This window comes from Roseibium limicola (assembly GCF_017313085.1).
Classification (GTDB): Bacteria; Pseudomonadota; Alphaproteobacteria; order Rhizobiales; family Stappiaceae; genus Roseibium; species Roseibium limicola.
Genome location: NZ_JAFLNF010000003.1, coordinates 423,203 through 447,916, shown reverse-complemented (window position 1 = coordinate 447,916; position 24,714 = coordinate 423,203). Strand labels below are relative to the sequence as shown.

25 protein-coding genes and 1 tRNA gene are annotated in these 24,714 nt (G+C 57.1%); 20 read left to right on the top strand and 6 right to left on the bottom strand.

What is annotated here, in order from left to right; translation table 11 throughout:
• The first annotated feature begins 4 nt into the window (after nt 1-4).
• The 6 genes from J0X15_RS09250 (at nt 5) to ccoS (ending at nt 5,610) form a co-directional block, all read left to right on the top strand.
• On the top strand, nt 5-160 hold the full coding sequence (locus J0X15_RS09250; protein ID WP_206939939.1) for a cbb3-type cytochrome c oxidase subunit 3: 156 nt from the start codon (nt 5-7) through the stop codon (nt 158-160).
• Nucleotides 161-163: 3 nt separating this feature from the next.
• The gene (gene ccoP, locus J0X15_RS09245; RefSeq protein ID WP_206939937.1) at nt 164-1,042 is read left to right on the top strand and encodes a cytochrome-c oxidase, cbb3-type subunit III; all 879 of its coding nucleotides are present in this window, start codon (nt 164-166) and stop codon (nt 1,040-1,042) included.
• Between the two features lie 197 nt (nt 1,043-1,239).
• Entirely contained in the window at nt 1,240-2,709 is a 1,470-nt protein-coding gene (ccoG, locus tag J0X15_RS09240) for a cytochrome c oxidase accessory protein CcoG (RefSeq protein WP_209015201.1), read from the top strand.
• The gene (locus J0X15_RS09235) at nt 2,706-3,233 is read left to right on the top strand and encodes a FixH family protein (protein ID WP_206939935.1); all 528 of its coding nucleotides are present in this window, start codon (nt 2,706-2,708) and stop codon (nt 3,231-3,233) included. Before ccoG ends, J0X15_RS09235 begins: the two co-directional genes overlap by 4 nt.
• A gap of 2 nt (nt 3,234-3,235) precedes the next feature.
• Nucleotides 3,236-5,461 (top strand): heavy metal translocating P-type ATPase, encoded by a 2,226-nt coding sequence (locus J0X15_RS09230; protein WP_206939933.1) that lies wholly within the window; start codon nt 3,236-3,238, stop codon nt 5,459-5,461.
• Entirely contained in the window at nt 5,461-5,610 is a 150-nt protein-coding gene (ccoS, locus tag J0X15_RS09225) for a cbb3-type cytochrome oxidase assembly protein CcoS (protein ID WP_206939929.1), read from the top strand. Before J0X15_RS09230 ends, ccoS begins: the two co-directional genes overlap by 1 nt.
• A gap of 2 nt (nt 5,611-5,612) precedes the next feature.
• Here the strand turns inward: ccoS and J0X15_RS09220 are convergent, their stop codons facing one another.
• The gene (locus J0X15_RS09220; protein WP_206939924.1) at nt 5,613-5,816 is read right to left on the bottom strand and encodes a hypothetical protein; all 204 of its coding nucleotides are present in this window, start codon (nt 5,814-5,816) and stop codon (nt 5,613-5,615) included.
• A gap of 197 nt (nt 5,817-6,013) precedes the next feature.
• On the bottom strand, nt 6,014-7,300 hold the full coding sequence (gene hemA / locus J0X15_RS09215) for a 5-aminolevulinate synthase (protein WP_206939923.1): 1,287 nt from the start codon (nt 7,298-7,300) through the stop codon (nt 6,014-6,016).
• 396 nt (nt 7,301-7,696) lie between these two features.
• Between hemA and J0X15_RS09210 the strand changes: the two genes are divergently transcribed.
• Nucleotides 7,697-8,224 (top strand): response regulator, encoded by a 528-nt coding sequence (locus J0X15_RS09210; protein WP_206939921.1) that lies wholly within the window; start codon nt 7,697-7,699, stop codon nt 8,222-8,224.
• Nucleotides 8,225-8,397: 173 nt separating this feature from the next.
• Nucleotides 8,398-8,838 (top strand): type II 3-dehydroquinate dehydratase, encoded by a 441-nt coding sequence (gene aroQ / locus J0X15_RS09205; protein ID WP_331461900.1) that lies wholly within the window; start codon nt 8,398-8,400, stop codon nt 8,836-8,838.
• A 109-nt stretch (nt 8,839-8,947) separates the two neighbouring features.
• On the opposite strand, the gene J0X15_RS09200 is transcribed toward aroQ, so the two are convergent.
• From J0X15_RS09200 to J0X15_RS09190, 3 genes are all read right to left on the bottom strand, one after another.
• Nucleotides 8,948-10,255 (bottom strand): UDP-glucose dehydrogenase family protein, encoded by a 1,308-nt coding sequence (locus J0X15_RS09200; protein ID WP_206939918.1) that lies wholly within the window; start codon nt 10,253-10,255, stop codon nt 8,948-8,950.
• A gap of 595 nt (nt 10,256-10,850) precedes the next feature.
• Nucleotides 10,851-12,056, bottom strand: a complete 1,206-nt coding sequence (locus J0X15_RS09195; RefSeq protein ID WP_206939916.1) for an MFS transporter — start codon at nt 12,054-12,056, stop codon at nt 10,851-10,853.
• A complete protein-coding gene (locus tag J0X15_RS09190; protein ID WP_206939915.1) occupies nt 12,016-13,050 on the bottom strand; it encodes an L-histidine N(alpha)-methyltransferase in 1,035 nt (344 codons plus the stop codon). The genes J0X15_RS09195 and J0X15_RS09190 overlap by 41 nt, the downstream gene beginning before the upstream one ends.
• A 201-nt stretch (nt 13,051-13,251) precedes the next feature.
• Between J0X15_RS09190 and J0X15_RS09185 the strand changes: the two genes are divergently transcribed.
• Nucleotides 13,252-14,163: a LysR family transcriptional regulator gene (locus J0X15_RS09185; protein ID WP_206939914.1), complete on the top strand. Its 912-nt coding sequence runs from the start codon at nt 13,252-13,254 to the stop codon at nt 14,161-14,163.
• 208 nt (nt 14,164-14,371) lie between these two features.
• On the opposite strand, the gene J0X15_RS09180 is transcribed toward J0X15_RS09185, so the two are convergent.
• A tRNA-Thr gene (locus J0X15_RS09180) sits at nt 14,372-14,446 on the bottom strand.
• Nucleotides 14,447-14,899: 453 nt separating this feature from the next.
• On the opposite strand from J0X15_RS09180, the gene J0X15_RS09175 reads away from it, so the two are divergent.
• The 11 genes from J0X15_RS09175 (at nt 14,900) to J0X15_RS09125 (ending at nt 24,690) form a co-directional block, all read left to right on the top strand.
• Entirely contained in the window at nt 14,900-15,226 is a 327-nt protein-coding gene (locus J0X15_RS09175; protein ID WP_206940248.1) for a hypothetical protein, read from the top strand.
• A 228-nt stretch (nt 15,227-15,454) separates the two neighbouring features.
• Nucleotides 15,455-16,744, top strand: coding sequence for a UDP-N-acetylglucosamine 1-carboxyvinyltransferase (gene murA / locus J0X15_RS09170; RefSeq protein ID WP_206939913.1), 1,290 nt, complete (start codon nt 15,455-15,457; stop codon nt 16,742-16,744).
• 232 nt (nt 16,745-16,976) lie between these two features.
• Nucleotides 16,977-17,414, top strand: a complete 438-nt coding sequence (locus J0X15_RS09165; protein ID WP_206939908.1) for a DUF2948 family protein — start codon at nt 16,977-16,979, stop codon at nt 17,412-17,414.
• Between the two features lie 107 nt (nt 17,415-17,521).
• Nucleotides 17,522-18,817, top strand: a complete 1,296-nt coding sequence (gene hisD, locus J0X15_RS09160) for a histidinol dehydrogenase (protein ID WP_206939906.1) — start codon at nt 17,522-17,524, stop codon at nt 18,815-18,817.
• A gap of 78 nt (nt 18,818-18,895) precedes the next feature.
• The gene (locus J0X15_RS09155; RefSeq protein ID WP_206939903.1) at nt 18,896-19,390 is read left to right on the top strand and encodes a UPF0262 family protein; all 495 of its coding nucleotides are present in this window, start codon (nt 18,896-18,898) and stop codon (nt 19,388-19,390) included.
• Nucleotides 19,391-19,396: 6 nt separating this feature from the next.
• A complete protein-coding gene (locus J0X15_RS09150) occupies nt 19,397-19,864 on the top strand; it encodes an arsenate-mycothiol transferase ArsC (RefSeq protein ID WP_331461899.1) in 468 nt (155 codons plus the stop codon).
• 165 nt (nt 19,865-20,029) lie between these two features.
• A complete protein-coding gene (gene infA, locus J0X15_RS09145; RefSeq protein ID WP_068413114.1) occupies nt 20,030-20,248 on the top strand; it encodes a translation initiation factor IF-1 in 219 nt (72 codons plus the stop codon).
• 51 nt (nt 20,249-20,299) lie between these two features.
• Nucleotides 20,300-20,926 carry a Maf-like protein gene (locus J0X15_RS09140; protein ID WP_206939901.1) on the top strand — a complete coding sequence of 209 codons (627 nt, stop codon included), beginning with the start codon at nt 20,300-20,302 and terminating at the stop codon, nt 20,924-20,926.
• A gap of 83 nt (nt 20,927-21,009) precedes the next feature.
• On the top strand, nt 21,010-21,207 hold the full coding sequence (gene yacG, locus J0X15_RS09135) for a DNA gyrase inhibitor YacG (protein WP_206939899.1): 198 nt from the start codon (nt 21,010-21,012) through the stop codon (nt 21,205-21,207).
• A 330-nt stretch (nt 21,208-21,537) separates the two neighbouring features.
• A complete protein-coding gene (locus tag J0X15_RS09130; RefSeq protein ID WP_206940213.1) occupies nt 21,538-23,130 on the top strand; it encodes a bifunctional metallophosphatase/5'-nucleotidase in 1,593 nt (530 codons plus the stop codon).
• 156 nt (nt 23,131-23,286) lie between these two features.
• Complete coding sequence (locus J0X15_RS09125) at nt 23,287-24,690, top strand: tetratricopeptide repeat protein (RefSeq protein ID WP_206939897.1); 1,404 nt, start codon at nt 23,287-23,289, stop codon at nt 24,688-24,690.
• The last annotated feature ends 24 nt before the right edge of the window (nt 24,691-24,714 follow it).

The window sequence follows — 24,714 nt, the reverse complement described above, 5'->3', positions numbered from 1 at the left end:
TGTCATGAACGAGAGCTACACCGCCGTCGCGGGCTTCGCGCAGACCTGGGGCCTAATCTACTTCGTCGTTATCTTCGCCATCGTTGTCGCTTATGTGCTGTGGCCCAAGAACCGCAAGCAATTCGACGATGCCGCACAGATCCCGTTTCGGGAGGACTGATCCATGTCGGACACTCACAAAAAAGAAATCGACCAGATTTCAGGGGTCGAAACCACCGGTCACGAGTGGGATGGCCTGAAAGAACTCAACAATCCACTACCGCGATGGTGGCTCTATAGCTTCTACGCCTGCATTGTCTGGGCCGTTGGCTACTGGATCATCTATCCCTCCTGGCCACTGATCTCCGGCTATACGAGCGGGGTGATGGGATACAGCCAGAGGGCCGATGCCTTGGCAGCTTACGACGAAGGGGTTTCTGCCCGATCCGTGTTTGCTGATCAGATCGTCGCGACTGCTCTGGAAGACATTCCGGCGACACCAAATCTGTTGGAGTTCGCGGCCGCGAACGGAGCGGCAGCTTTCGGAGACAACTGCGCCCCCTGTCACGGCAGCGGTGCCAGCGGATCTGAAGGCTATCCCAACCTGCAGGACGACACCTGGCTTTGGGGGGGCACTCTGGAGGACATCCACACAACACTGTTGTACGGCATCCGGTCGGACCATGACGAGGCCCGGCTCGGTGAGATGCCGGCTTTCGGTCGCGACGAGCTGCTCAGCCGGGATGAGATCAAGCAGGTGTCGAACTACGTCGCATCCCGAACGGGTCTGGAAACTCAGGATGGTGTCGATCTGAGTGTGGGCGAGATCCTCTATGTAGACAATTGTGCGGCCTGTCATGGCGACGATCTTCGCGGCATCCAAGAGATGGGAGCGCCGAGCCTGATGTCGGCGAATTACCTCTATGGCAAGTCCCTGGAGGCCATCAAGAAGCAGGTTCATAGCCCGCGGAACGGCGTGATGCCGGCTTGGGTGGACCGACTGGACGAGGCCACCATCAAGTCGCTTGCAGTCTACGTCCACTCCTTCGGCGGGGGGCAGTAGTCCGCCGTGCAAGACGCTTTGGGCGGTCTGATCGCGAATAAACCTTGCGAGATTTGATCCGCCGCAAAGTCGCAAGGACAGCGAGGCTCTACAAGCAGGGTCAGTGGGCCGGACAGCATGCTCCGGCCCACTGACCAAACAGAAGGATCAGCCCAGGGGCAGGGAGATCCTTTCTTTCAGACAAAAGGACGAACGGCATGAGCGCCGAAGCAGACAGGGCGGGCGCCGAAAAGGACCAGGATTGGTTCGCCTCGGCCCAAAAGATCTATCCGATGGCGGTGCATGGCACGTTCCGGAAGATCAAGTGGACGCTGCTTTTCATCACTCTGGGTATCTACTACTTCCTCCCATTCATTCGCTTGGATCGTGGGCCCAATGCGCCCAGTCAGGCGGTGCTGGTCGATCTGGAAGGGCGGCGCGGCTATTTCTTCTTCATCGAGATTTGGCCCCAGGAAGTCTATTATATTACCGGCCTCCTGATCATCGCATCGGTCACCCTGTTCCTGATGAACGCTGTCGCCGGGCGACTCTGGTGCGGCTATCTCTGTCCGCAGACCGTCTGGACGGACCTGTTTCTCTTCATTGAACGCAAGGTCGAAGGAGACCGGCGCGCGCGCATTGCCCTCGACAAGCAGCCCTGGACTTTCAGCAGGGTCAGAAAGTGCGCGACGAAACATTTTCTCTGGCTGATGGTGGCCTGGTGGACCGGTGGAGCATTGGTGCTCTATTTCTCGGACGCGCCGACGCTCGTCTATAATCTTGCGACCTTGCAAGCGCCTGTCGTTGCTTATGTCTGGATCGGCATTCTGACGGCAACCACCTATCTGCTGGCCGGGCACATGCGTGAGCAGGTTTGCATCTACATGTGCCCCTGGCCGCGGATTCAGGCCGCTCTGACCGATGAACAGGCGCTCAATGTTACCTACCGCTGGGACCGTGGTGAGCCGCGTGGATCCTTGAAGCACAACAAGGCTCTGGAGTTGCAAGGACTTCCTGCAGGGGACTGTGTCGACTGCTACCAATGTCTGCATGCCTGCCCAACAGGTGTAGATATCCGCAAGGGGGCACAGCTGGACTGTATACAGTGTGGGCTTTGCATTGATGCCTGCGATGCGGTCATGCAGAAGGTCGGCAAGCCTTCCGGGTTGATTGCCTATGATACGGACGAGAACATCGAGCGCAGGGTAGAAGGCAAGGACAGCGTCTACAAGATTGTTCGCGGTCGTACGGTGGCCTATGCAGCCATCATCGTGGGTGTCAGTGCCATCATGCTGACAGCACTTCTGACCCGCGACTATGCGGGCATCAGCGTCCTGCATGATCGCAATCCAATCTACGTCAGCTTGTCCGACAAGGGCGTGCGCAATGGCTACACGGTTCGCCTTTTGAACAAGCGGACCCACGAACGTCACTTCATGCTGCACGTCGAGGGATTGCCAGCGGATACGGAAATAACGGCAGTCGGGATCGAGGACAGTTTTGCCGGCCGCCCGGTCATCGCGATTGGGCCGGATCGCACACGGGAATTGCGTGTGCTGGTCGTGGTGCCTGATGCGCGCGAACTTGCAGAAAGCACCTCCATAACCTTCCGTTTGACGGAAAGCGTGATGGGAGAGGTAGTGACCACCGAAGACTATTTCAAAGTCCCCAGAGGAGAGATGAAATGACCACGGTCGAGCGCAACGGGGCTCCTCCCGACGTGAAACTTTTGACCGGGCGCAGAGTGCTTTTCTGGATCATAGGCTTCTTCGCCGTGATCTTCTCTGCCAACGGTGTCTTTGTTTATCTGGCCCTGAATTCCTTTCCCGGCGTGGTGGTGGAAAGCTCCTACAAAGCGGGGCAGGCGTACAATCAGGAGCTGGCAGATGCGCGTGCCCAAGCGGAACGTGGTTGGCTGGTGTCGGCCTCTCTGACACGCGTCGTCGGCGGTGCCGCCATGCTTCGCATCGAGCCGAAGGACCATGAAGGCCACGTTTTGGCAGGACTGGATTTCATCGCGGTCATGGAACATCCGGCGCATAAGGGCGGTGATGTTTCGCTGGCCCTGAGCGAAGTTCAAAGTGGTGTCTATCAGGCATCAGCCACCGGCCTTGCCGGAGGGAACTGGGAATTGGTGCTTGAGGCGCGTCGGGGAGATCAACGGTTGTTTCGCTCTGAGAACAGACTTTTTCTGAAGAATGAGGACGACTGACTGTGAGCGTGCATCAGCGCGACTGGGAAGCCTTCATGACCCCGGCAGCAGGAGGCCTGGTTCACATGGACCTTGCCGTCGACGGCATTACCTGCGCTGCCTGCATGGGAGAGATCGAACGCGGTCTTTCACGGATGCCGGGCCTTCATCACGCCCGTGTCAATCTCACCAGTCATAGGCTTTCAGTCGATTGGGAGCAGGAGAAAACCTCGCCTGAGGAAATCCTGTCGGTGCTTTCACGCCTGGGATACAAAGCGCATCCGTTTGATCCGGCACATCACGGGCAACGTCAGGATGAAGCGGGCCAGCGCCTTTTGAGAGCGCTTGCGGTGTCAGGTTTTGCGGGCATGAACATCATGCTTCTGTCGGTCTCTGTCTGGTCCGGAAATGCCACCGACATCACGCCTGAAACCCGCGACTTTTTTCATTGGCTTTCAGCGTTGATTGCCCTGCCAACGGTTGCCTATGCCGGTCAGACCTTCTTCAGGAACGCCTGGAGTGCAGTGAAGGCAGGTCGGTTGAATATGGATGTACCGATTGCGATCGGAGTTTTACTGGCGATTGGCCTCTCGCTTGTCCAGACTGCGCAGCATCAGGAGCATGCCTATTACGAGTCTGCAGTCATGTTGTTGTTTTTCCTTCTGGTTGGTCGCTACCTGGACCACAACATGCGCGGCCGGACCCGATCGTTTGCAGAGAATATGACGGCCCTGAGAGCAGAGGTTGCAGGGCGAATCGGGGCAGATGGAACCGTCCGGGAAACGCCCCTGTCGCGCATTCAGTCAGGGGACAGGGTCCTGGTGGCCGCAGGAGAGAGAATTCCGGTCGATGGTACGGTAGAGCACGGCAACTCCGAACTCGATCAGAGTCTGATCACCGGCGAAACCATGCTGGTTCCGATTGGAGCTGGCCAGCCCGTCTATGCCGGTACGCTGAATGGTGCCGGAGCTTTGACGGTTCTGGTCACGGCGGCCGCCAGTGGCACATTTCTGGATGATGTCAATCGGTTGCTGGAGACGGCATCTCAGGCGCGCTCGGCCTATGTCCAGATCGCCGATAGGGCAGCGCAGGCCTATGCGCCACTCGTCCACGGGGCTGCTGCGCTGACCTTCATCGGGTGGTGGCTTGCCGGCCTCGACTGGCAGCCATCCCTGGTGATTTCAATTTCGGTGCTGATCATCACTTGTCCCTGCGCACTCGGCCTGGCCGTTCCAGCAGTGCAGGTTGTGGCTTCTGGTCAGTTGTTTCGGGCTGGTGTACTGCTGAACTCTGGCGATGCCATCGAGCGATTGGCGGAAGTTGATACCGTTGTCTTCGACAAGACCGGAACATTGACGAAGGCAGAGCCCGTGCTTCTGGACGAGACCCTGCTTGATGATGAGGTCGCGCATCTTGGTGCACGGTTGGCGCTGTCGAGCAAGCATCCACTGGCCCAGGCCGCAACGCGGGCCTTTGGCGAACTTGAACCGATAGAGGCAGCGGAGGAGCTGCCGGGGCGGGGGCTGCAGACCTCCTGGCAAGACATGGCCTTGCGGATCGGCAGCCCGGAGTTCTGCGAAGCGGATCCGGTGCAGGTCGCGCGCTGTCTAAGGTCGCATCCGGGGGCCTCTTTGCTCGCAGTTCGTTTGGGAGATCGTCCTGTGAGGCTCCTGCCATTGCATCAGGCCCTGCGGCCAGACGCGGCTGAAGTTCTGAAGTGCTTGTCAGGGGCAGGTTACCGGCTTCAAATCCTGTCCGGCGACCGCATGGCAGCGGTTGAGGACATCGCGGCGCGCGTCTCTGTCCCCAGCTGGCAGGCACAACTGACACCTGCCGACAAGATTGCCCATCTTGAAGAGTTGAAGGCACAAGGCGCAAAAGTGTTGATGGTGGGAGATGGCCTGAACGATGCGCCTGCTCTGGCTGCTGCCCATGTCTCGCTCTCGCCGGTCACCGCTGTGCATCTGTCGCAAGCCGCCGCTGATGCTGTCTTTTTGGGCGAGAATCTGCGTCCCGTGTTGGAAGCTCTGGTCCTGTCGAGAAGAGCCCGCGCAGCGATGGAGCAGAACCTTTGGATTTCCGTTGGCTACAATGCGATTGCGGTGCCGGTGGCGGTGGCAGGCTTCGTCACTCCGCTGATGGCGGCGCTGGCGATGTCGGCCTCATCCCTGGTGGTGACAGCGAATGCGCTCCGACTGCGTTTTTCAGCTGGCCGGAAGCTTAAACGGATAGCCCCGGAGGGTATCTGATGGACGTTCTGATTTATCTCATACCGATTGCCATTGCCCTCGGGCTTGTCGGCCTCGTCGGGTTTCTGTGGTCGCTAAAAAGCGGTCAGTATGAGGATCTCGAAGGCGCCAAGTGGCGTATTCTGGAAGACGATGATCTGGCGGATTAAACCTAGTCGATGCCCGCGATAACAACCATGCAAGCCGAAAGGATCAAAAGTCCGACGCCGGAAAACAGCAGCAGACTCTCACGCCGGCGTTTGGGCGCACGGCCATCGTCCGAGACATCGGAGGCGGCGCGAAGCTGTGCTTCAAAGCGCGTTCCCACAGGAGAGGCTCGGTTGTCTTCCGGTCCGGGTATGAATGGCACAGTCATCTGTTTTGCCCTGTCCCGCCGCCCACTGCGTCGAGTTTATAAAAATCTATTGTCGAAAGAGAATAGGCTTCGGCACCTAAAGGCAGGTTAATTACATTGTCGAAACCTGCAATCAGAAAGATGTTCGCCGGACGATGACGAAAAAAGCCGACGAAATCAATCGTCGGCCTTCCGATACCTGGTGTGCGAAATAGACGTTATCCGCCGGCGGCAGGGTAGATCGCCGGTGCCGGGGTATTTTCCAATTCGATGATCCGACAGTCGGCATCGACTTTCCCCTTTGGCAGGCCGAGAGCCTCCCAGACGTCTTCCAGTGCCGCGCATAGATCAACAATCAAGGCATCATCATGCAGCGGCGTCGGAGTGATCCGCAACCGCTCGGTGCCGCGCGGAACAGTGGGGTAGTTGATTGGCTGGATATAGACGCCATGCTTTTCCAGAAGCATGTCGGATGCCTTCTTGCAAAGATCCGGATCGCCCACGAGAACGGGCACGATGTGGGTCTCCGACGGCATGACAGGCAGACCGACCGCCGCCAGCTTGTCCTTGGTTTGCTGAGCCTGACGCTGGTGCATTTCACGTTCGCGTTGAGACGACTTCAGGTGGCGAATGGAAGTACAGGCGGCAGCTGCAAGACTTGGCGGCAGGGCGGTGGTGAAGATGAAGCCCGGTGCATAGGAGCGAACAGCATCGACGATCGCCTGGCTGGCGGTGATATAACCGCCCATCACGCCAAAGGCTTTGGCCATTGTTCCCTCGATGACGTCGATCCGGTCCATGACGCCGTCGCGCTCACAGATGCCGGCACCGCGCTCGCCGTACATGCCAACTGCGTGGACTTCGTCGATATAGGTCATGGCGTTGTATTTATCGGCCAAATCCGCGATGCGCTCGATCGGGGCTACATCGCCATCCATTGAATAGACGCTTTCAAACACAATCAGCTTGGCGCGGTCTTTTCCGGCGGCCTTTAAAAGGTCTTCCAGGTGTTCCAGATCATTGTGCCGCCAGATCTGCTTGGCCGTGCCTGATCCGCGAACACCGGCAATCATCGAGGCATGGTTCAGCTGGTCGGAGAGCAACAAGCAGTCGGGCAGAAGCTTGGCGATGGTCGAGATTGCGGCTTCGTTCGAAACAAATCCGGATGTGAACACCAAGGCCGCTTCCTTGCCATGCAGGTCGGCAAGTTCGTGTTCCAGTTGGACAAGTGGGTGGTTGGTTCCGGAAATGTTGCGCGTACCACCCGCACCGGCGCCCATGGTCTGGGCGGCCTCTGTCAGAGCGGAGATCACATCCTTGTTCTGCCCCATCCCGAGATAGTCGTTGGAGCACCAGACTGTGATTTCGCGTTCGAGGCCGTTCTCCGCCCGCCAGATGGCTTTCGGAAAAGAGCCCGCGATACGTTCGAGGTCGGCAAAAACCCGATAACGCTTTTCGTCCCGCAGGGCTTCAATCGCGTTTTCAAAGGTTTCTTTATAGTTCATTGAGTGAACCTATTATCCTGGCGTTTGTCCGTCAGACCCTAGTGACCCGAAGTCTGAACGTCGACTGGCATATTGACGCGGAAGGATGAGCGCAGGTTCTGCGCGGGCTGATCCCCTCCAGGTCGTGCCCTTCAAATGTATGGCCCCTTGATGTCCGTCCTGACAGGAGCCTGTTTTCGCAACCAATCTACGGCGAATTCCTTGCTGGCGAATTGACCGAGCGCAAAGAGTACCGCGATTTCTACTTTTAACTCAGTTTAGAGGTATCCTAAACTATTTAAGCGGCGCCTAGCCATATGGCTAGGTATCGAACTGAAATTTATCCCTTTGGGCGGTTAATAACTCTCTCTTCAGACTTTTCTGACAAGGCTTTTCCTAGAACACGGAGGTAACGCGGTGAGCCTGGACCTTTCCTCGCTGACATTTTTGCTGGTTGAGGATAGTGCCTACATGCGCACGATCATCCGTACCATGTTGCAGGGCTTCGGTGCCCGACGCATTGTGGAGGCGGAAGATGGCGCGTCGGGCCTGGAAGCGATGGACCGTGCCAACCCAGATATCTTGATCCTGGATTGGGTTATGCCGATTCTCGATGGTGCGGACATGGTTCGCATGATCCGCAGCCCGAACAACCCGTTCGCCTATATTCCGATCATCATGGTGACTGCCCACACGGAGCGCAGCCGGATTGTCGAGGCGCGTCGTCTCGGCGTGCATGAGCTATTGTCGAAGCCGATTTCGGCCAAGGCGCTTTACCAGCGCATTTCCAGCGTCATCCTGCACCCACGTGATTTCATCAAGACAGCCAGCTATTTCGGACCGGCTCCGCGCGAGATCCGCAATCGTCAGAAGATCTGGCAAGGCTCGCCTGGTGGTGAAGGTCAGCCGGTCGGAGGTAGCGGTGAGGTTGCGGCAATCAATTGATTACCGCTTCCCGTTCCGTGTTGGCAGAGCCTGCACATCCCCTGAAATAGCCATTTTTTCGTCCCCGGCTGCGCGGCTTCAGCCCTGCAATTGACAGTTGGTTCATGGTGGGAAGATAAAAGGCATGTCCGGCAGGCATTCGGGTCAGCCGGGTTAAACCAACAGGATTGATCGTGAAGACCATTTACGTCCTCAACGGGCCGAACCTCAATCTTCTCGGAACACGCCAGCCGGAGATTTATGGCTCCGACACAATGGCTGATGTGGAGGCCAACTGCCGCGCGCTCGTCGAACCGCTCGGCTTTGGCCTCAAGTTTTTCCAGAGCAATGCCGAACACCAGTTGATCGACTGGATCCATGAAGCACGCAATGAAGCTTGCGGGCTGGTGATCAACCCTGCTGCCTACACACACACGTCGGTGGCCATCCTTGATGCGCTGAACACCTTCGAGTCTCCGGTGTTCGAGGTCCATATCTCCAACGTCCACAAGCGTGAGAGCTTCCGCCATCACTCTTATGTGTCGCTGCGCGCGGATGGTGTTATCGCGGGGTGTGGCATTCTGGGCTACGAGTTGGCGCTGCGCCGACTTGTACAGCTGGTCGAACCGGCCTGATCCAGGTAGATCGTTCCAACCCAATGATACAATAAGAAAAAACCCGGGCAGTGACCCGGGTTTTGATGTTTTTCCCAGAGTTCATCCTGTCAGGCGCGAAGGCGTCCTGTCAGTAAGCACGCCCAACGCTGGTGTAGTCGAAGCCACGGTCCGCCATATAGTCCGGCTTGTAGATGTTGCGCAGGTCGATGACCTTGGGAGCTTTTAGCAAGGTCTTGACCCGGTTCAGATCGAGCGCACGGAACTGATCCCATTCGGTAATGATCACCACGGCGTCAGCATTTTCCAAGGCATGGTAGGGGCCATCGCAAAACATCAGATCAGGCATAACTTTTGCGGCTTCCTCCATGGAAGCCGGGTCGTAGGCACGCAGAACCGCTCCGGCCTCTTGCAGCTTGGCAACGATATCGATCGCCGGGGCCTCGCGCATGTCATCGGTATTCGGCTTGAAGGCCAGGCCGAGGAGCGCAATCGTCTTGCCGTTGACGTCGCCGCCCATGGCCGCAATGACCTTGTCCGCCATCTTCTTTTTACGCGCTGTGTTCACGTCGATGACGCTGTCGACGATCCGCAGGGGTGATCCTGCATCATGACCGATTTTGGACAGGGCGAGCGTGTCCTTGGGAAAGCAAGATCCGCCATAGCCTGGGCCGGCATGCAGGAACTTGGAGCCAATGCGGTTGTCGAGGCCGATGCCGCGCGAAACCTCCTGGACATTGGCACCAACGCTTTCGCACAGGTCTGCGATTTCGTTGATGAAGGTAATCTTCACGGCAAGGAATGCATTTGCTGCGTACTTGATCAGTTCCGACGTCCTGCGTCGGGTCACGATGATCGGCGTTTCGTTGAGGTAAAGCGGACGGTACAGCTCGCGCATTACCTCGACCGCCGCGTCATCTTCCGTTCCGACGACAACACGGTCGGGGCGCTTGAAGTCGCTGATAGCCGCGCCTTCCCGCAGGAATTCCGGGTTGGAAACAACCGCGAACTTCGCCTCCGGGTTGGTTCGACGGATAATGGCTTCCACCTCGTCACCAGTACCGACAGGCACAGTGGACTTGGTGACGACCACCGTGAAACCTTCAATCAGCCCTGCAATTTCTTCTGCTGCTGCATAGACATAGGACAGGTCGGCGTGACCGTCTCCGCGCCGTGTCGGTGTGCCGACAGCGATAAAGACAGCATCAGCTTGGCGGATCGCTTCTTCAGCTTCCGTGGAGAACGAAAGGCGTTCTTCCGCAACGTTTTTGGCCACAAGGTCTTGCAGGCCGGGTTCATAGATTGGGATGCGGCCGTCCTTCAGCGCATCAATCTTGGAGGCATCCTTGTCGATGCAGATAACCTGGTGACCGAAGTCGGCAAAGCATGCGCCGGAGACCAATCCGACATAGCCTGTTCCAATCATCGCAACGCGCATTTACTCGTCCAATCGTCTGGGGAGGAAAACTGCCGATGGGCGATGAGGCCGCCCAAGTCTTTTCCCTGCTAACAAATGATTGTTGCCGTACCATGACGCAAACGTGGAGGCGAGCCTAAATGCCCGTGCCGGCTTTTCTGTGCATAAGCCGGTGCGTGAAATGCAGCTTGTATTTGCTGCTTTTGTCGAGATTCAGAAGCAAATGAGTTGGCATTGCGCCGAGGCTGAAGGTCGCTGGTGTGCCGCAACGAAGGCTGGTGCCAGCGTCAATTCGGTAGAGTGTGTCGTTGCCCCTCAGACAGCACTTCCCGAAGATAGGGGGGTACGTTGAACCACTGGCTTGGAGTCAGCTGATTGGTTTCCAGCCACTCTGACAGCAGCTCGATCATTTTGTCCGGGTTCTTCTCAAACATCGCGCGGCACAACTCGACGTCAAGGAGAGGCATGTCTTGGCGGGGCAGTGTCACAATCATGAGCTTCAACTATATCGGGTGTCGATCTGGGCGTGTCGGGATGATGTTCGCGAAAACCGGGGAGGACCAGCAAATAGCGGTTATGGGAACCCCCTACGTCATAATGGGAAATTATGCCTCCTTCACGCCTGTTCGGAATTGGTAGGAGCATAGCTTTTGCCAGGGGCGAGCGACGCCAGACTGAAGCACAACAAGCCGGCGGCAAGGAAGAGATTTGGTTCGCCGAAAACCGGGATGAGATAGCCACCCAGGACTGGCCCCACGCCTTGGCCGAGAGAGATCAGGAAAAATGTCATGCCAAAGCCTATGGAAGGCATGTCGCGGCAGACGCCCATGCTCCAGATGCCAAAGAGTGCTGTCATGACGATAAAACCGGAGCCGAAACAGGCGGCGGAGAAGTAGATCCCCGCGGGCGCTTGGATTAGTAGCGGCAAGGAGGCCACTGCCAGGCCAACGAGGATCACGAGTGCAAAATAAGCCCGTCGCAGCCCCCACCGGTCAACCACCCCCCCGGCGAAGCACCCGCTAATCCCCGCCACGCCCAGAATGATCCAGAAGAGGATCGGCGCCTGCGGGTCGTCAGTCAGCGTATGGAGCAGCTCGACCGCATAGGTCCAGTAGATGGCTGTCACCACTCCGAAGATCAGTGCCGCCGTGAACAGAGGGCCGTTTTCCCGTCGCATCAGTACATGTGTTGGGACGCCGATGGAACGCTGTCTGCGCGTCGGCTGGGGTGGCGGCAACACGATCAGGTTCCAAACGGTGATCATCAAGGCCAGAGCGGCAAAGGCGAACCATGCCAGCCGCCAATCCTGCCCGGCATAAAGAGCGAGTGGCCCGGCAATCGCCACGCCGAAACCAGTACCCGAGTTGATCCATGCGTAGACGGTGTTTTGCCGTGAGCTTTCTGTGTGTCTGACGATAACGTCGGAAAACGGCGGGTAGGAAAGGCCTGGGCTGGTGCCGGCGATGAAGACACCGGCTGCCAAAATCAGTGGGGTTGTGGAAAGGGCGATGATGCCCATGCCCAGCGTCGCCGCGAGCCCCCCCAGAATGATCGGCAACCGTGGGCCGTAGGTTGTCGACAGCCAGGACCCGATGAATGTTGCCGCCAGATAGCCGATATAGGACGAGCCGGCGATCAGCCCGACGGTCTCGGTCGCCAGCTGGAACTCGTCCCTGATATCCGGCAGAAAGAGCCCGAAGCAATAGCGCGCCAGCCCGTAGGTTGCCGCCACAATGGCAAGGCCCGCGGCCGTCAGGCCGCGAGCTTTCAGCAGTGGTGGCTCAAGTCCGGCGGGAGAGCTGGAAGTGAAGGGTCTCGTCATCTGTAAAACTCTCGCCGATGATTTCGAAATAGCTGCCGTGCTGCCGGTAATGACGATACTGATCGGCGGTTAGTTTCAGGCAGAAGTTGGAAACGTGCAAGGAGCGCCCATAGGTTGAGTGAGTAAACTCCTCGCCAAGAATGGCGACCTGGGCACTTTCTCCGTCCTGAAAGGTGACAGGGAGCAGGAAAAAGCGGTTCAAGGTCGGTGCCGTGCGGTCTATGGCTTGCTCGAATGCTATGCGGGAAAACCGTTGCATGGCGGCGTGGCCATAAAAGGCCGGGATCTTGGAGACCTCATTGCGGCGATAAAGTTGGCTCTCCGACAGGAGCAGATCACCTTGCCGGGCGATGTCACGCAGCCATCCATTGACAGTGAAGGGGTCATCATTGCCTTCCTGAAAACCGAGCATTGTGATAAGCGCAGGCGGGGCTTCAGGCTCCAGCAATGTTTCCAGCCGAATGGTCTCGAAGGCAGCCGTGACGAACTGCATTGGGGTGCCGGGGATGATCTTTTCAAGATTGGCCCGCATCGGTGCTGCCGACTTGGGATTGATGTCGACGGCAATATAGCGGTCGATGCTGACACCGAGCTGTGCCAGGGTCTTCAGGACAAATCCCGTCTTCACCGGTTCTGGTCCAAGTTCCACATAAACCAGCGCGCGTCCGTTCAGATCGGCAGCAATTTGGGCGCAGGCCTGTTCCAGCGCCTTGCGAAAAGACATGCCACCTGCGCGTGTGCGCCCAAGGGAGTGAGAGCTCACGCCGACCTCATTCAACTGACGCATCAGCTGAAACACTTCATTCAGATGGTCGTGGGGAGTATCCTCCCCGTCGGGTCGGGCATATTTGACCCGGTTGTCCTGGGTCACGATCCGGTTCAGCGAAAATTCTGTATGGGATGCAATGGTCTTTTGGACTTTTTGCTGCAACGTGATTGGTCGCTCTGGCGTCTCGATGATGTCGATTAAGCTCATTGTATGCGCAACGGACATGGCAATACCCACCTTGAGAAAAGAAACTATGCTCCCGGAATACGAGCTTTTGACCGGCCCTCTAAATTTTTAATTGAATCGACCCATAATGAAACGTTATGCTTGCAAATCACGGGTGAGCCTTGCGCCAGGTACCTCTGAACAGGCGTGAATGGTGCCTTGGACGTAGGGTCTGGGCCAGAAGTGCGGAGGCTGCGCAGGATGACTATCGGACGTTTCAATATCGAATTGCTGGAAGCATTTGTGGCGGTCGCGGAAAGCGGAAATGTCACTCATGCTGGGAGCAAATTGAACCGAACCCAACCGTGTGTCAGTACTCAGCTCAGGCGGTTGGAGGATCGTGTCGGCAAACCGCTGATCGAGCGGACGGCCAGAACGATGAACCTGACCCCCGCCGGGCGGATCCTGTACCAGCATGCCACCGAAATCCTGAAGACGCACGAAGAGGCGCGCATGCGTCTCTCTGCGCCGGAATTGACCGGCACCGTTCATGTGGGCCTACCGGAGTGGTACGCGACCGGGCAGTTGCAATCGATTTTCTGCAATTTCGTGCGCGCGCATCCAAACGTTAAGTTGCAGATGACTGTTGCCGACAGCGCCACCTTGCATGACCGGCTATCAAGTAATGAGATCAACCTCGCGCTCGCCCTGGTCAATCCGTCGAAGGCAGAACCGAACCGCGTCGTTGAGGAGCCATTGCATTGGGCGGTGAGTGACATCTGTCCGCTTGTCGATCCGCTTCCGCTGATCTTGTTTCCAGAGCCATGCCCCTTCAGGGAGATGACCTTCAAGGCTCTCTCTCGAGCAGGCCGTCATTGGTATGAGCGGATCACGACGTCCAGTGTCGCCGCAGCCCAGGTCGCAGTGCAGTCGGGGGCCGGTATCTGTCCGCTTCCTGCTGGTGCGATCCTCGATGGCTTCAAGGTTCTGAAAGAACAGGATGGGTTTCCGCCACTGCCGGCGACCCGCCTGGCAATCTACACTCAGGCCAAAAAGCAGTCGCCGATTGTCGACTATCTTGGTGAGCACCTCTCGGGACTTCTGGAAAAAGCCGAGACCCAGCATTCTGCCTTGGCGGGACGGGCCATGTCCCCCGACTTGCGCGTGGTTTAAGCAGGTCCCACACAACCCCACGCTCTCAAGCGGCGATCCGTGCTGCGCCGAAACTGCGTTGGCGCGCTGTCGCAGCTCGGAGACGGCAGTAAACTCGGGGCTGGTCGGGCGTGTTGAGAGAGACGCTGTGACAGCTTGTTCATGCCAGGCAAATCGCAAGGAAAAACCAGCTGCTTCGCAAAAGATATTGATTTCATTTTGAAATAAATGGTGCTGCCGGAGAGATTCGAACTCTCGACCTCTCCCTTACCAAGGGAGTGCTCTACCCCTGAGCTACGGCAGCATCGATGCTGTCTGACTTCTTGTAGCTCTTGAGAGCTGCTATATTCTGTTATGAGGACTTTGGTTAAGTGCCTGAAACAGAAGACCTTGAAGGCCAGTCAGTGCTGTGCCCCGGCGGCGATGCCGTCCGGAATGAGGGGCTTTTGCCATAAGTCCCGAAGCCGTGCAAGCGCTCTTTGTTGTTTTTGCATTTTTGTCTGGGAAACAAATTTCGACACGCCTTGGGAAACGTCCGGAGGTGATATCAAAGCGCAGAATTTGGCGGGAAATCCGGTTTGTGGATAAGCGGGTATAAGGAATTGAACCTGTATAAAACTCGAACCGATACGCTGGGTCCTGGGTTTTCTCGTTCTCAAATGTTTGGGCCAACGTGCGGGAGAGGGGAAATAACGAACGAGCCCGGTGTCGTATCCCATCTGGCCAGATGGCTTGCGATCGAAGGGCGTTTCATGAAATGAAAGCTCAGGAAATTGGCAACACTCAGCGGCTGAATATGACAGACGATCGAAACAACTCTGAAGCTGTAAAGAAGATCTCTTCAAGCGACGCGACGGGGGGCGGCGGCTCCGCACCGCAAGATGTTGAGGCGCTTTTTCAGATGGCAGCGCAAGTCCCGAAGCAATCTGTGGCTCAAACTCAGGTCAAGAGACAGTCGAAGACAGTGAGCGAAAAGTCAGGCACGAAGTCGAGGCAAAGTCGCGATGAGCGGCTGGCGGAGGCGTTGAGGGTCAACCTGCGGCGGCGCAAGGCGGCAGCCAAGTCGCGACGGGATGAGGCGTAAGACGTTCGGGATCGAGGCTCAGATCTCGAGTGCTGGCCTTAGAGCTCAAGCGAGACTCAACTGGCTGCCGTCATCGTGGGGGCCTGGGCAGCTCTTGATCTCGCCATGGCTTCGCCTTGCGTGGGCCACACGGAGCGTGTAGAGGCGGGGTTTAGTCAACCAAGTAACGCGACGGATGTCTCTTTGAGGATAAAGTCTGGCGCGGCATTTAACCTTTGGGATGGGTTTATGGACAGCATCAAGGTTGTTGGGGGCGCAGAGCTCAACGGCATCATTCCGATCTCTGGCGCCAAGAACGCAGCGCTGCCGCTGATGATCGCTTCGCTTTTGACTGACGAGACACTGACCCTGAGCAATGTGCCGCGTTTGCGCGATGTGGCTCAGTTGACTCAGATCTTGCAAAACCATGGCGTTGATTATTCCGTCAACGGCAAGCGCAATGGGCAGGACGAGCTGGAAGGCCAGACTGTTCATCTGACAGCCCGCGAAATTGTCGATACCACTGCACCCTATGAACTTGTTTCCAAGATGCGTGCCAGCTTCTGGGTGGTCGGTCCGCTTCTGGCGCGCTGCCGCGAAGCCCGGGTGTCCCTGCCTGGCGGCTGTGCGATCGGCACGCGTCCAGTCGATTTCTTCATTGACGGTCTGGCCGCGCTGGGCGCCGACATCGAAATTGAGGCCGGTTATGTCGTCGTCAAGGCACCGAATGGCCTGAAGGGCGCGCAGGTTGTCTTTCCGAAGGTTTCGGTTGGCGCCACCCACACCATCATGATGGCCGCTACACTGGCTTCGGGCGAAACGGAGATCGTCAATGCGGCCTGTGAGCCGGAAGTTGTCGATCTTGCGAATTGCCTGAAGGCGATGGGCGCGGAGATTGAAGGGGCGGGGACCCCGACCATCCGCATTCAGGGCAAGCCGCGCCTGCATGGTGCACATCACGCCGTCGTGGCAGACCGGATCGAAACGGGGACTTACGCCATGGCAGTCGCCATGACTGGTGGCAACGTTCTGCTGCAGGGGGCCAGAGGCGACCTGCTGGAAAGTGCACTCCATACTCTGCGCCAAGCCGGGGCGGAAATCACCGAGGAGGCCAATGGCCTGCGCGTTCGCCGCAATGGCAACGGCATTCAGGCTGTCGATATCACGACGGAGCCTTTCCCGGGCTTCCCGACGGATCTTCAGGCCCAGTTCATGGCACTGATGACCAAGGCGGAAGGCCGCTCTTGCATCACGGAGACGATTTTCGAAAATCGCTTCATGCATGTGCAGGAATTGGCTCGCCTGGGCGCACAGATCCATATCGAGGGCCGGTCGGCCTTCGTTGACGGTGTCGGGACCCTGCGGGGAGCGCCTGTCATGGCAACTGATCTGCGCGCATCGGTGTCGTTGGTGATCGCGGGGCTGGCAGCGGAAGGTGAAACGTCGGTGAGCCGCGTCTATCATCTGGATCGCGGTTTTGAGCGTCTAGAAGACAAGCTGACCCGATGCGGTGCACAGATCGAGCGTATTTCCGGCTGATCCAGGGTGCCGCCAATCTGGCCTTGTCGTTTTGATGAATGTCAGGCCCAGTCTTCCTTGCGGAGGGCTGGGCTTTTTCACGAGCACTGCTGAGGGCGTGCGCCCAACTGGCGGATTGTCAAACCGGCCTATTGCTTGTAGGTCATCAAGCAGGGTGATGAGCTGGCTGGCAAGCCTCTTGTTGCCGTTCGTCCGCCCCGTCCCCCAAGCCCGGATTGCCAATAGAATCGTCATGGAACAGCTGAAACTCGCCGCCCTCGACCTTGAAGATCTCGCTGTTGTCTCTGCTCACGTGCAGGATGCTGTTCTGAGCGTTGGCGATATCCGCTTTTTGCCGCGCGAAAAAACGGCAGTTCTGGTCATGAACCGCTTCGTCTGGACATCAGGCAAAGACAAACGTACCGGTCAATATGAGCGCCGTCGCGCGGCTCTGTCTGTTCATAGGGTGCAATCTATGCGCTCCAGCAACATCGAGCAGAGCGACAAGGCCCAAGTGCTGGAGTTGCTGGCTGTCACCTTTGATACAGGCGAAGACCCTGCGGGAACGCTTACCCTGACATTCGCCGGTGGTGGTGTGATGGCCCTGGACGTGGAGTGCATCGAGGTCCAGCTTGCCGATCTTGGCGCTGCCTGGGGCACGAATAACAAACCGACGCATTTTCTGGGATAACTATCAGCTCTTGGCACTGCGAAGTGCGGCGCCGCGCGATGTATTCTCTCACCATATGACACGACAGGCCCCGACGTGGCAGGGCCGACACACAAGGACATGACACGATGGCGCAACGCCTTTCCGCGCAGGCTCCGGACTTCGAAGCTCGTTTCACAGAGCTTCTTTCTTCCAAACGGGAAGTGTCTGAGGACGTGGATCACATCGTGCGGGACATCCTGGAGGATGTTCGCAAGCGTGGCGATGCGGCCGTTCTGGAGTATACGGCGAAGTTTGATCGATTGACTGTCTCTTCCATGGAGGAATTGCGGGTTTCCGAAGAAGAGATTGCCGCTGCGCTCCAGCAGGTGCCACAGGCCACAATTGATGCTCTGGAACTGGCGCGGGAGCGCATTCATGCTCACCATGCCCGCCAAATGCCCAAGGACGATCGGTATACCGATCCGATTGGGGTTGAGCTCGGCTCCATCTGGACGGCGGTTGAGGCCGTTGGCTTGTATGTTCCCGGCGGTCTTGCCTCCTATCCCAGTTCGGTTCTGATGAATGCCGTGCCGGCCAAGGTTGCTGGCGTTGAGCGCATCGCAATGGTGGTTCCAAGCCCCGACGGCGTTCTCAACCCGCAGGTTCTGGCCGCAGCGCATATTGCCGGTGTGACGGAGATTTACCGTGTTGGGGGCGCGCAGGCTGTGGCCGCACTTGCCTATGGCACGCAAACCATCGCACCAGTGTCCAAGATTGTCGGTCCTGGCAACGCTTTTGTGGCAGCTGCGAAGCGCCGTGTATTCGGCACCGTTGGCATCGACATGATCGCCGGTCCGTCGGAAGTTCTGGTGATTGCCGACAGCAGCGCAAATCCGGAATGGATCGCCGCTGATCTGCTGGCCCAGGCCGAGCACGACGAGGTCGCGCAGTCCATCCTGATCACCGACAGCGCAGACCTTGCAAATGCTGTTGAAGTGGCCGTGGAAGGTCAGCTCAAGACCCTTCCAAAAGCTGATATTGCTGGAGCAAGCTGGCGCGACTTCGGTGCGATTATCGTTGTTGACGACATCGAGGCGGCAATGCCTCTGTCCAACCGTATTGCGCCTGAGCATCTGGAGTTGGCGGTGGCCGATTCAGAAGTGCTGCTGAAGAAGGTTCGCAATGCAGGCGCGGTGTTTATCGGCGCCCATACGCCGGAGGCAATAGGCGACTATGTCGGCGGTTCCAACCACGTTCTCCCGACGGCCCGCTCTGCGCGGTTCTCCTCTGGACTGTCTGTTCTCGATTTCGTCAAGCGCACGTCCATCTTGAAGTGCACTGCGGATAATCTGCGCCAGATCGGCCCGTCGGCCGTGGTGTTGGGTGAAGCGGAAGGTCTTTCTGGTCATGCGAGATCTGTTGCCATCCGGCTCAACCTCTAGCAGGGTGGGTGAGCCGGAGCGGTTTTGCGTCCGGATATAGACTGTGGAGGCAGTCGCACATTGGGACAAGGAGTTGCGATGAGCGAGGCGGAAGTAAGCGAAGACAGAGGTGCTCATCTGATCGATGTGGTGCTCGACACTGCCTCCATTGCCCGTTCCACAGCGGATGTGGAGCATGATCGAGCCGTCGCTATCTATGATCTGATTGAGGACAATACCTTTCAGCCGGTGGGCTTTCCCGCTGGCGCATACGTTCTATGCATCTCGGTCATTGAGAAGAAATTGATTTTCCAGATCCAGAGTGCCAGCGGCGAAGAGGTGGTCACTCATGTTCTGTCGCTGTCGCCATTGCGCCGGATCGTCAAGGACTACCAGATGATCTGTGAGAGCTACTACGACGCGATCCGCCGCTCGACACCAAGCCAGATCGAAGCCATCGATATGGGGCGCCGTGGTGTGCACAACGAGGGCGCGAGCATTCTTCAGGAACGTCTGGAAGGTAAGGTTGAAATCGACGTCCGCACGGCCCGACGCCTGTTTACCCTTGTCTACGCCTTGCATTGGAAGGGCTAGAGCCTCGTGTCGCCCGATAGCGGTGAACCCATCAAGAGGCGTCCAACCTCGGTGCTGTTCGTCTGTGGCATGAATGCAGTGCGTTCGCCGATGGCAGCCGCGATAGCCCGTGCGCTCTTCCCCTCGCAGATCTATGTCCGTTCGGCCGGCGTGCGGCAGGGGGTGTCGGATCCTTTTGTCGACAGTGTGATGGCGGAAGTTGGCATGGACACCAGCCAGCACAAGCCCAAGACACTTGAGGACCTGGCTGAATCCGGTTTTGATCTGGTCATCACCCTGGCTCCTGAAGCCCACCATGCGGCACTTGAGATGACCCGTACGGATGCGGTGGACGTTGAGTATTGGCCGACGATGGACCCGACGCTTGCCACGGGCAGCCGGTCGCAGATCCTGGATGCCTATCGCGGTATTCGCACTCAACTGATGGCGCGGATCAAGAAACGGCTGGACTGGACACCACCACCGAGCGGGTGAAGTGGGCCCCTTGGAGCGCTGCAAACCGGTTTGTCCCAAGGCAAACTGGACCTGATCCCAAAACCCTTGTATATGCCCCTCACAGACGCGGAAATGAACGGTTCACTTTGTTGAAGTGATCCGCTAGGTTCGCCGCTCAATTGATCGCCTTAACCAGGATACCAAATGGCAAAAGAAGAAGCACTGGAGTTTCCGGGCGTCGTCACGGAACTGCTGCCCAACGCGACTTTTCGCGTGAAACTCGAAAATGAACATGAAATCATTGCTCATACAGCTGGTCGTATGCGCAAGAACCGTATTCGCGTTCTCGCGGGTGATAAGGTTCTTGTCGAAATGACCCCTTACGATCTGACCAAGGGTCGGATCACCTACCGCTTCAAGTAAGTCCGGCAGGTTTCACCGACCGGATAGGCACCAGAATAGCAACGGACAGACATGATCAAGGTCCCCTCGCTGATTTTGGCGAGCGCATCGCCACGACGGCTTGCGCTTTTGCAGCAGATCGGCCTTGAGCCGGATGTCCTGATGCCGGCCGATGTCGATGAAACTCCAAAGAAGCTGGAAGCGCCGCGCGCGCTTGCCTTGCGTCTCGCCAGAGAAAAGGCCAAGGCGGTGCATGCCATCGCGGAACGGTCCGACGAGTTGCGCCATTCCATCGTGCTGGCCGCCGATACGGTGGTCGGTGTAGGCCGTAGAATTCTGCCCAAAGCCGAATACAGTGATCAGGCACTCGCCTGTCTTTCACTACTGTCGGGGCGCGGTCATCGGGTGTTTACCGGTGTCTGCGTCATTGACGTTGATGGACGGGTGCGCACCAAATTGGTCGAAACACGTGTTCGCTTCAAGCGCCTGTCGCGTCAGGATATGGACGACTACATTGCTTCCGGCGAATGGCGTGGCAAAGCTGGCGGCTATGCGATCCAGGGACTTGCAGGCAGCTTCGTCGTCAAGCTGACGGGCTCTTATCCGAGCGTGGTCGGTCTGCCTCTGATTGAAACCGTAAATCTGCTGTCTGGGGCCGGCTACCCGGTCCACCGGAACTGGGTGACATCCGCCAGTTGAGTGTTGATACTCTGCCTCAAGTCGCTGCCTGCAGTCGTGTAGCCTCAGGTGGCTTCAAACAACTTCTGTAAGGATTGCGGACCATGAGTGACGCTGAAAACAAGCCTTCGCGGACCATGCGCCCTTGCCCGATCTGCTCTAAGCTATCGACCCAGGAGGACTTTCCTTTTTGCTCAGAGCGCTGTCGCAAGGTCGATCTCAATCGCTGGTTTACCGAGAGCTATACTGTGCCAGTGGTGGAAACGGACGATCTTGATGACGATGATCAAGGTGGGCTGTGAATTAGAGAGATTATTCGGCTAACATTTAATATTATTATATTTCATATACTTAATAGAAATTGGCATAATTTTGGACTGGGCGGTGAAAAAAACGTCTTGTCGTGAAAAAATAATCACCTCCATACTGTTCGAGTAAAAAAGCGGCTGACCTGCGCCCTTAGTGCATGCGTCTTTGCCGGCGAGCAGCTGACGGGTCTGGCTGTGTTTTCTCCGGTGCAGGTGCGACGAAAAATCGTTGTAACTGCATGGTAGCATGATGCGTCAAGGGGGGCAGCAGACCCTGCGCGTTCAGGGCGAGCGAGCCTGAAAGATGAGGTGATTGAAATGGGTATGTCTATCAAATGGGGGGTGGCCGCTCTGGCAGCCGGCACACTTCTGTCTTCAGCGGCCTTGGCCGACTACAAGATTACCATCTTGCACACCAACGACTTCCACAGCCGGATCGAGCCGATCAACAAGTATGACAGCGGCTGCAGTGAGGAAGACGATGCCGAGGGCAAGTGCTTTGGTGGTTCTGCACGCCTTGAGACTTTGATCAAGGAGCGTCGTGGGGCGCTCGACAATTCCCTGCTGGTGGACGGTGGTGACCAGTTTCAGGGGTCGCTCTTCTACACCTACTATAAGGGTAAAGTCGCCGCCGAGATGATGAACACGCTCGGCTATGATGCGATGACCGTGGGCAACCACGAATTCGACGATGGCCCTGAAGTTCTGCGCGGCTTTATGGACGCGGTCGGTTTCCCGATCCTGCTGTCCAACGCAGATGTCTCCAAGGAGCCGCAGCTCGCAGACGTGTTGAAGCCGTCGACCGTGATCGAAAAGAACGGCGAGAAGATCGGTCTCATCGGCCTGACACCCGCAGACACACATGAGTTGTCCAGCCCGGGTCCCAACGTCAGCTTTTCGGATCCGATTGCAGCGGTTAAGGCCGAAATCGAAAAGTTCAGCGCTGAAGGCATCAACAAGATCGTTGTGCTCAGCCACTCTGGCTATGAAGTCGACAAGGCCCTGGCGGCCGGTGTTTCCGGAATTGACGTGATCGTCGGTGGGCACTCGAACACCTACCTGTCGAACACCTCGGATAAGGCCAAGGGTGCCTATCCGACCTGGGTCGATACGCCGGAGGGCGGCAAGACAGCCATCGTGCAGGCCTATGCCTACGGCAAGTTCTTGGGCGAATTGAATGTCACCTTTGATGATGCGGGCGTTGTGACCGAAGCCGTTGGAGAGCCGATCGTCGTTGATGGGCAGATCGTCGAAAACGCCGAGTTGAAGGACCGCATCAAACAGCTTGCCGAACCGTTGGATGAGATCCGTCAGGAAGTCATCGGTCATACCTCCGAGGCAATTGAAGGCTCTCGCGACGTCTGTCGTGCGATGGAATGCTCAATGGGCAATCTGGTGGCCGAAGCCATGCTTGACCGTGTGAAAGCGCAGGGCGTTCAGATTGCCATTCAAAACGGTGGCGGACTGCGCTCCTCCATCGACAGTGGCGACATTACCATGGGCGAAGTTCTGACGGTGCTGCCATTCCAGAATACCCTGGCGACTTTCCTGCTGCCGGGCTCCGGTGTGGTGGAAGCCTTGGAGAATGGTGTCTCGCAGATCGAAGAGGGCGCTGGTCGTTTCCCGCAGGTTGCGGGCCTCAAGTTCAGCGTTGACGCTTCCAAGCCTGCAGGTGAACGAATCGGCGATGTGATGGTTGGTTCTGGCGATTCCTGGGCACCGATTGATCCTGCAAAAGTGTACGGTGTTGTTTCCAACAATTACATGCGCGGCGGCGGTGACGGATACTCTGTCTTTGATGAAAAGGGCGAGGAAGCCTATGACTACGGCCCGAACCTGGAAAAGGTCGTTGCCGAATTTATCGCCAAGTCAAACGGTTACAAGCCTTTCACGGATGGTCGTATTGTAATCAAGTAAGTCGGGGTATCATTAGGAATATCGCTTTTACTTAATATCGAAATTTTCAGGGCGCGCCAGTTCATTTCGGTGCGCCCTTATTTTATCTTGAATGCAGTGCTTCTCTGTGTATTCCTTAATTTCTATTCTTTTCAATTTAAGATCTTAGTTTTCCGCATGAAGGCATTTGTACGCAGAACAGGGATATATGCACGTTGTCTGACATGGCATTCTTTTGTCGCTTGGATTAGTCGTGTATGCTTATTGTTTTACTTAGGTCTCTCAAGCTTGATCGTGCCTGCATCTGCCCAGACGGTGGAAGGGGGAACGGCCACTCTCCCGGCACGTCAGCAGCAGCTTTTGAGCGCAATGCTGGTACAGCCAGATAATCTGGATATTGCCTTCGAATACGCCAGCGTCTCTGCGCAGCTGGGCGATTTTGAAGCTGCAGTCAGCACATTTGAAAGAATGCTGATCTTTGCGCCGGGACTGGCACGCGTTCAGCTTGAACTCGGTGTGTTGTATTACCGAATTGGGGCATCTGAAATGGCCCGGCAGTATTTCACTGCTGCCATTAGCGGGCCTGAGGTTCCAGAAGAAGTCGAATCTCGGGTTCGGTCGTTCCTAACCGCCATCGACGCCTCGGAGGAAACGACGAACTTTCAGGCCATGCTGTTGGCGGGTGTTCGGGTGCAGAGCAACGCCAATGCAGCCCCGGGTAGCCGAGCGATTTCCCTGAATGGCAGCACCTTTTTACTTGATGAGACCTCGACGGGCCGCGCCGATGTCAACCTTTACGGTGTTTCTACCGGTCATCTGGGATACGATCTGGGAACGCAGGGTGACGCACTGGAGGCAGACTTCCTTGCCTACGGATCCCACTATCGCGATGTCAGTCGACTCGACACCGTGTTGTCGGAGGTCACCTTCGGTCCTTCTCTAAACCTCGCAAGGTTTGGCATCGGCAGTGGCCGCTTGGGTCTTTATGGTATCGTTAGCGGTGTCCATCTGGATTATGCAAATTATAGTGCTGCTTTGGGCGGTGGCACTCGGATCGCACTAAGGCCAGCAGATAAGACGGAGCTTTCCGGAAAGCTTGAGTTTCGCCGTCGCTGGTATAACGACACGGCCACCAATCCGACGTTGTCAGACCGTGCCGGATATCAGCTGAAGGGCAATCTGACACTCACCCATCAACTCACGGGTGCCCTTTCTGCTCGTGTGACAGTTCTTGGAGATTTTGAAGAAGCCAAGAGCGTTTGGCGACAGAGTTGGGAAATTGGCGGTAGCGCTGGTGCGACCGTTCAGTTTGCTTCATTGCTGCCAACACTACCTCATAGTTGGTCCGCGTCTCTGGATGTAGGCTACCTGCATCGAACTTTTCAGGGCGCGGATCCAGTCGTCAGCGCGACGGAAGCACAGGAGGACGATGAGGGATTCGTGCGTGCAACTCTGACAGTACCGCTACGCAGCGATTTTGCTGTGAGTGTGACGGGCGAATATCGGAGACTGTTCTCCAACTATGACTTGAGCACATACAGCGACGTCGCAGCCTCCGTTGCGTTGATCAAGACCTTTTGACCGTGAGCTACACGAGGGAGCGCG

Bases quoted from the DNA above. Each gene is read 5' to 3' on its own strand.
- J0X15_RS09220 (WP_206939924.1), bottom strand. From the start codon at position 5,816: ATGACTGTGCCATTCATACCCGGACCGGAAGACAACCGAGCCTCTCCT.
- ccoS (WP_206939929.1), top strand. From the start codon at position 5,461: ATGGACGTTCTGATTTATCTCATACCGATTGCCATTGCCCTCGGGCTT.
- yacG (WP_206939899.1), top strand. From the start codon at position 21,010: ATGAGTGACGCTGAAAACAAGCCTTCGCGGACCATGCGCCCTTGCCCG.
- hemA (WP_206939923.1), bottom strand. From the start codon at position 7,300: ATGAACTATAAAGAAACCTTTGAAAACGCGATTGAAGCCCTGCGGGAC.
- J0X15_RS09140 (WP_206939901.1), top strand. From the start codon at position 20,300: ATGATCAAGGTCCCCTCGCTGATTTTGGCGAGCGCATCGCCACGACGG.
- J0X15_RS09130 (WP_206940213.1), top strand. From the start codon at position 21,538: ATGTCTATCAAATGGGGGGTGGCCGCTCTGGCAGCCGGCACACTTCTG.
- infA (WP_068413114.1), top strand. From the start codon at position 20,030: ATGGCAAAAGAAGAAGCACTGGAGTTTCCGGGCGTCGTCACGGAACTG.
- J0X15_RS09195 (WP_206939916.1), bottom strand. From the start codon at position 12,056: ATGACGAGACCCTTCACTTCCAGCTCTCCCGCCGGACTTGAGCCACCA.
- J0X15_RS09200 (WP_206939918.1), bottom strand. From the start codon at position 10,255: ATGCGCGTTGCGATGATTGGAACAGGCTATGTCGGATTGGTCTCCGGC.
- J0X15_RS09190 (WP_206939915.1), bottom strand. From the start codon at position 13,050: ATGTCCGTTGCGCATACAATGAGCTTAATCGACATCATCGAGACGCCA.
- J0X15_RS09165 (WP_206939908.1), top strand. From the start codon at position 16,977: ATGGAACAGCTGAAACTCGCCGCCCTCGACCTTGAAGATCTCGCTGTT.
- ccoG (WP_209015201.1), top strand. From the start codon at position 1,240: ATGAGCGCCGAAGCAGACAGGGCGGGCGCCGAAAAGGACCAGGATTGG.
- J0X15_RS09175 (WP_206940248.1), top strand. From the start codon at position 14,900: ATGAAAGCTCAGGAAATTGGCAACACTCAGCGGCTGAATATGACAGAC.
- J0X15_RS09250 (WP_206939939.1), top strand. From the start codon at position 5: ATGAACGAGAGCTACACCGCCGTCGCGGGCTTCGCGCAGACCTGGGGC.
- ccoP (WP_206939937.1), top strand. From the start codon at position 164: ATGTCGGACACTCACAAAAAAGAAATCGACCAGATTTCAGGGGTCGAA.
- hisD (WP_206939906.1), top strand. From the start codon at position 17,522: ATGGCGCAACGCCTTTCCGCGCAGGCTCCGGACTTCGAAGCTCGTTTC.
- J0X15_RS09125 (WP_206939897.1), top strand. From the start codon at position 23,287: ATGAAGGCATTTGTACGCAGAACAGGGATATATGCACGTTGTCTGACA.
- J0X15_RS09155 (WP_206939903.1), top strand. From the start codon at position 18,896: ATGAGCGAGGCGGAAGTAAGCGAAGACAGAGGTGCTCATCTGATCGAT.
- murA (WP_206939913.1), top strand. From the start codon at position 15,455: ATGGACAGCATCAAGGTTGTTGGGGGCGCAGAGCTCAACGGCATCATT.
- J0X15_RS09235 (WP_206939935.1), top strand. From the start codon at position 2,706: ATGACCACGGTCGAGCGCAACGGGGCTCCTCCCGACGTGAAACTTTTG.
- J0X15_RS09185 (WP_206939914.1), top strand. From the start codon at position 13,252: ATGACTATCGGACGTTTCAATATCGAATTGCTGGAAGCATTTGTGGCG.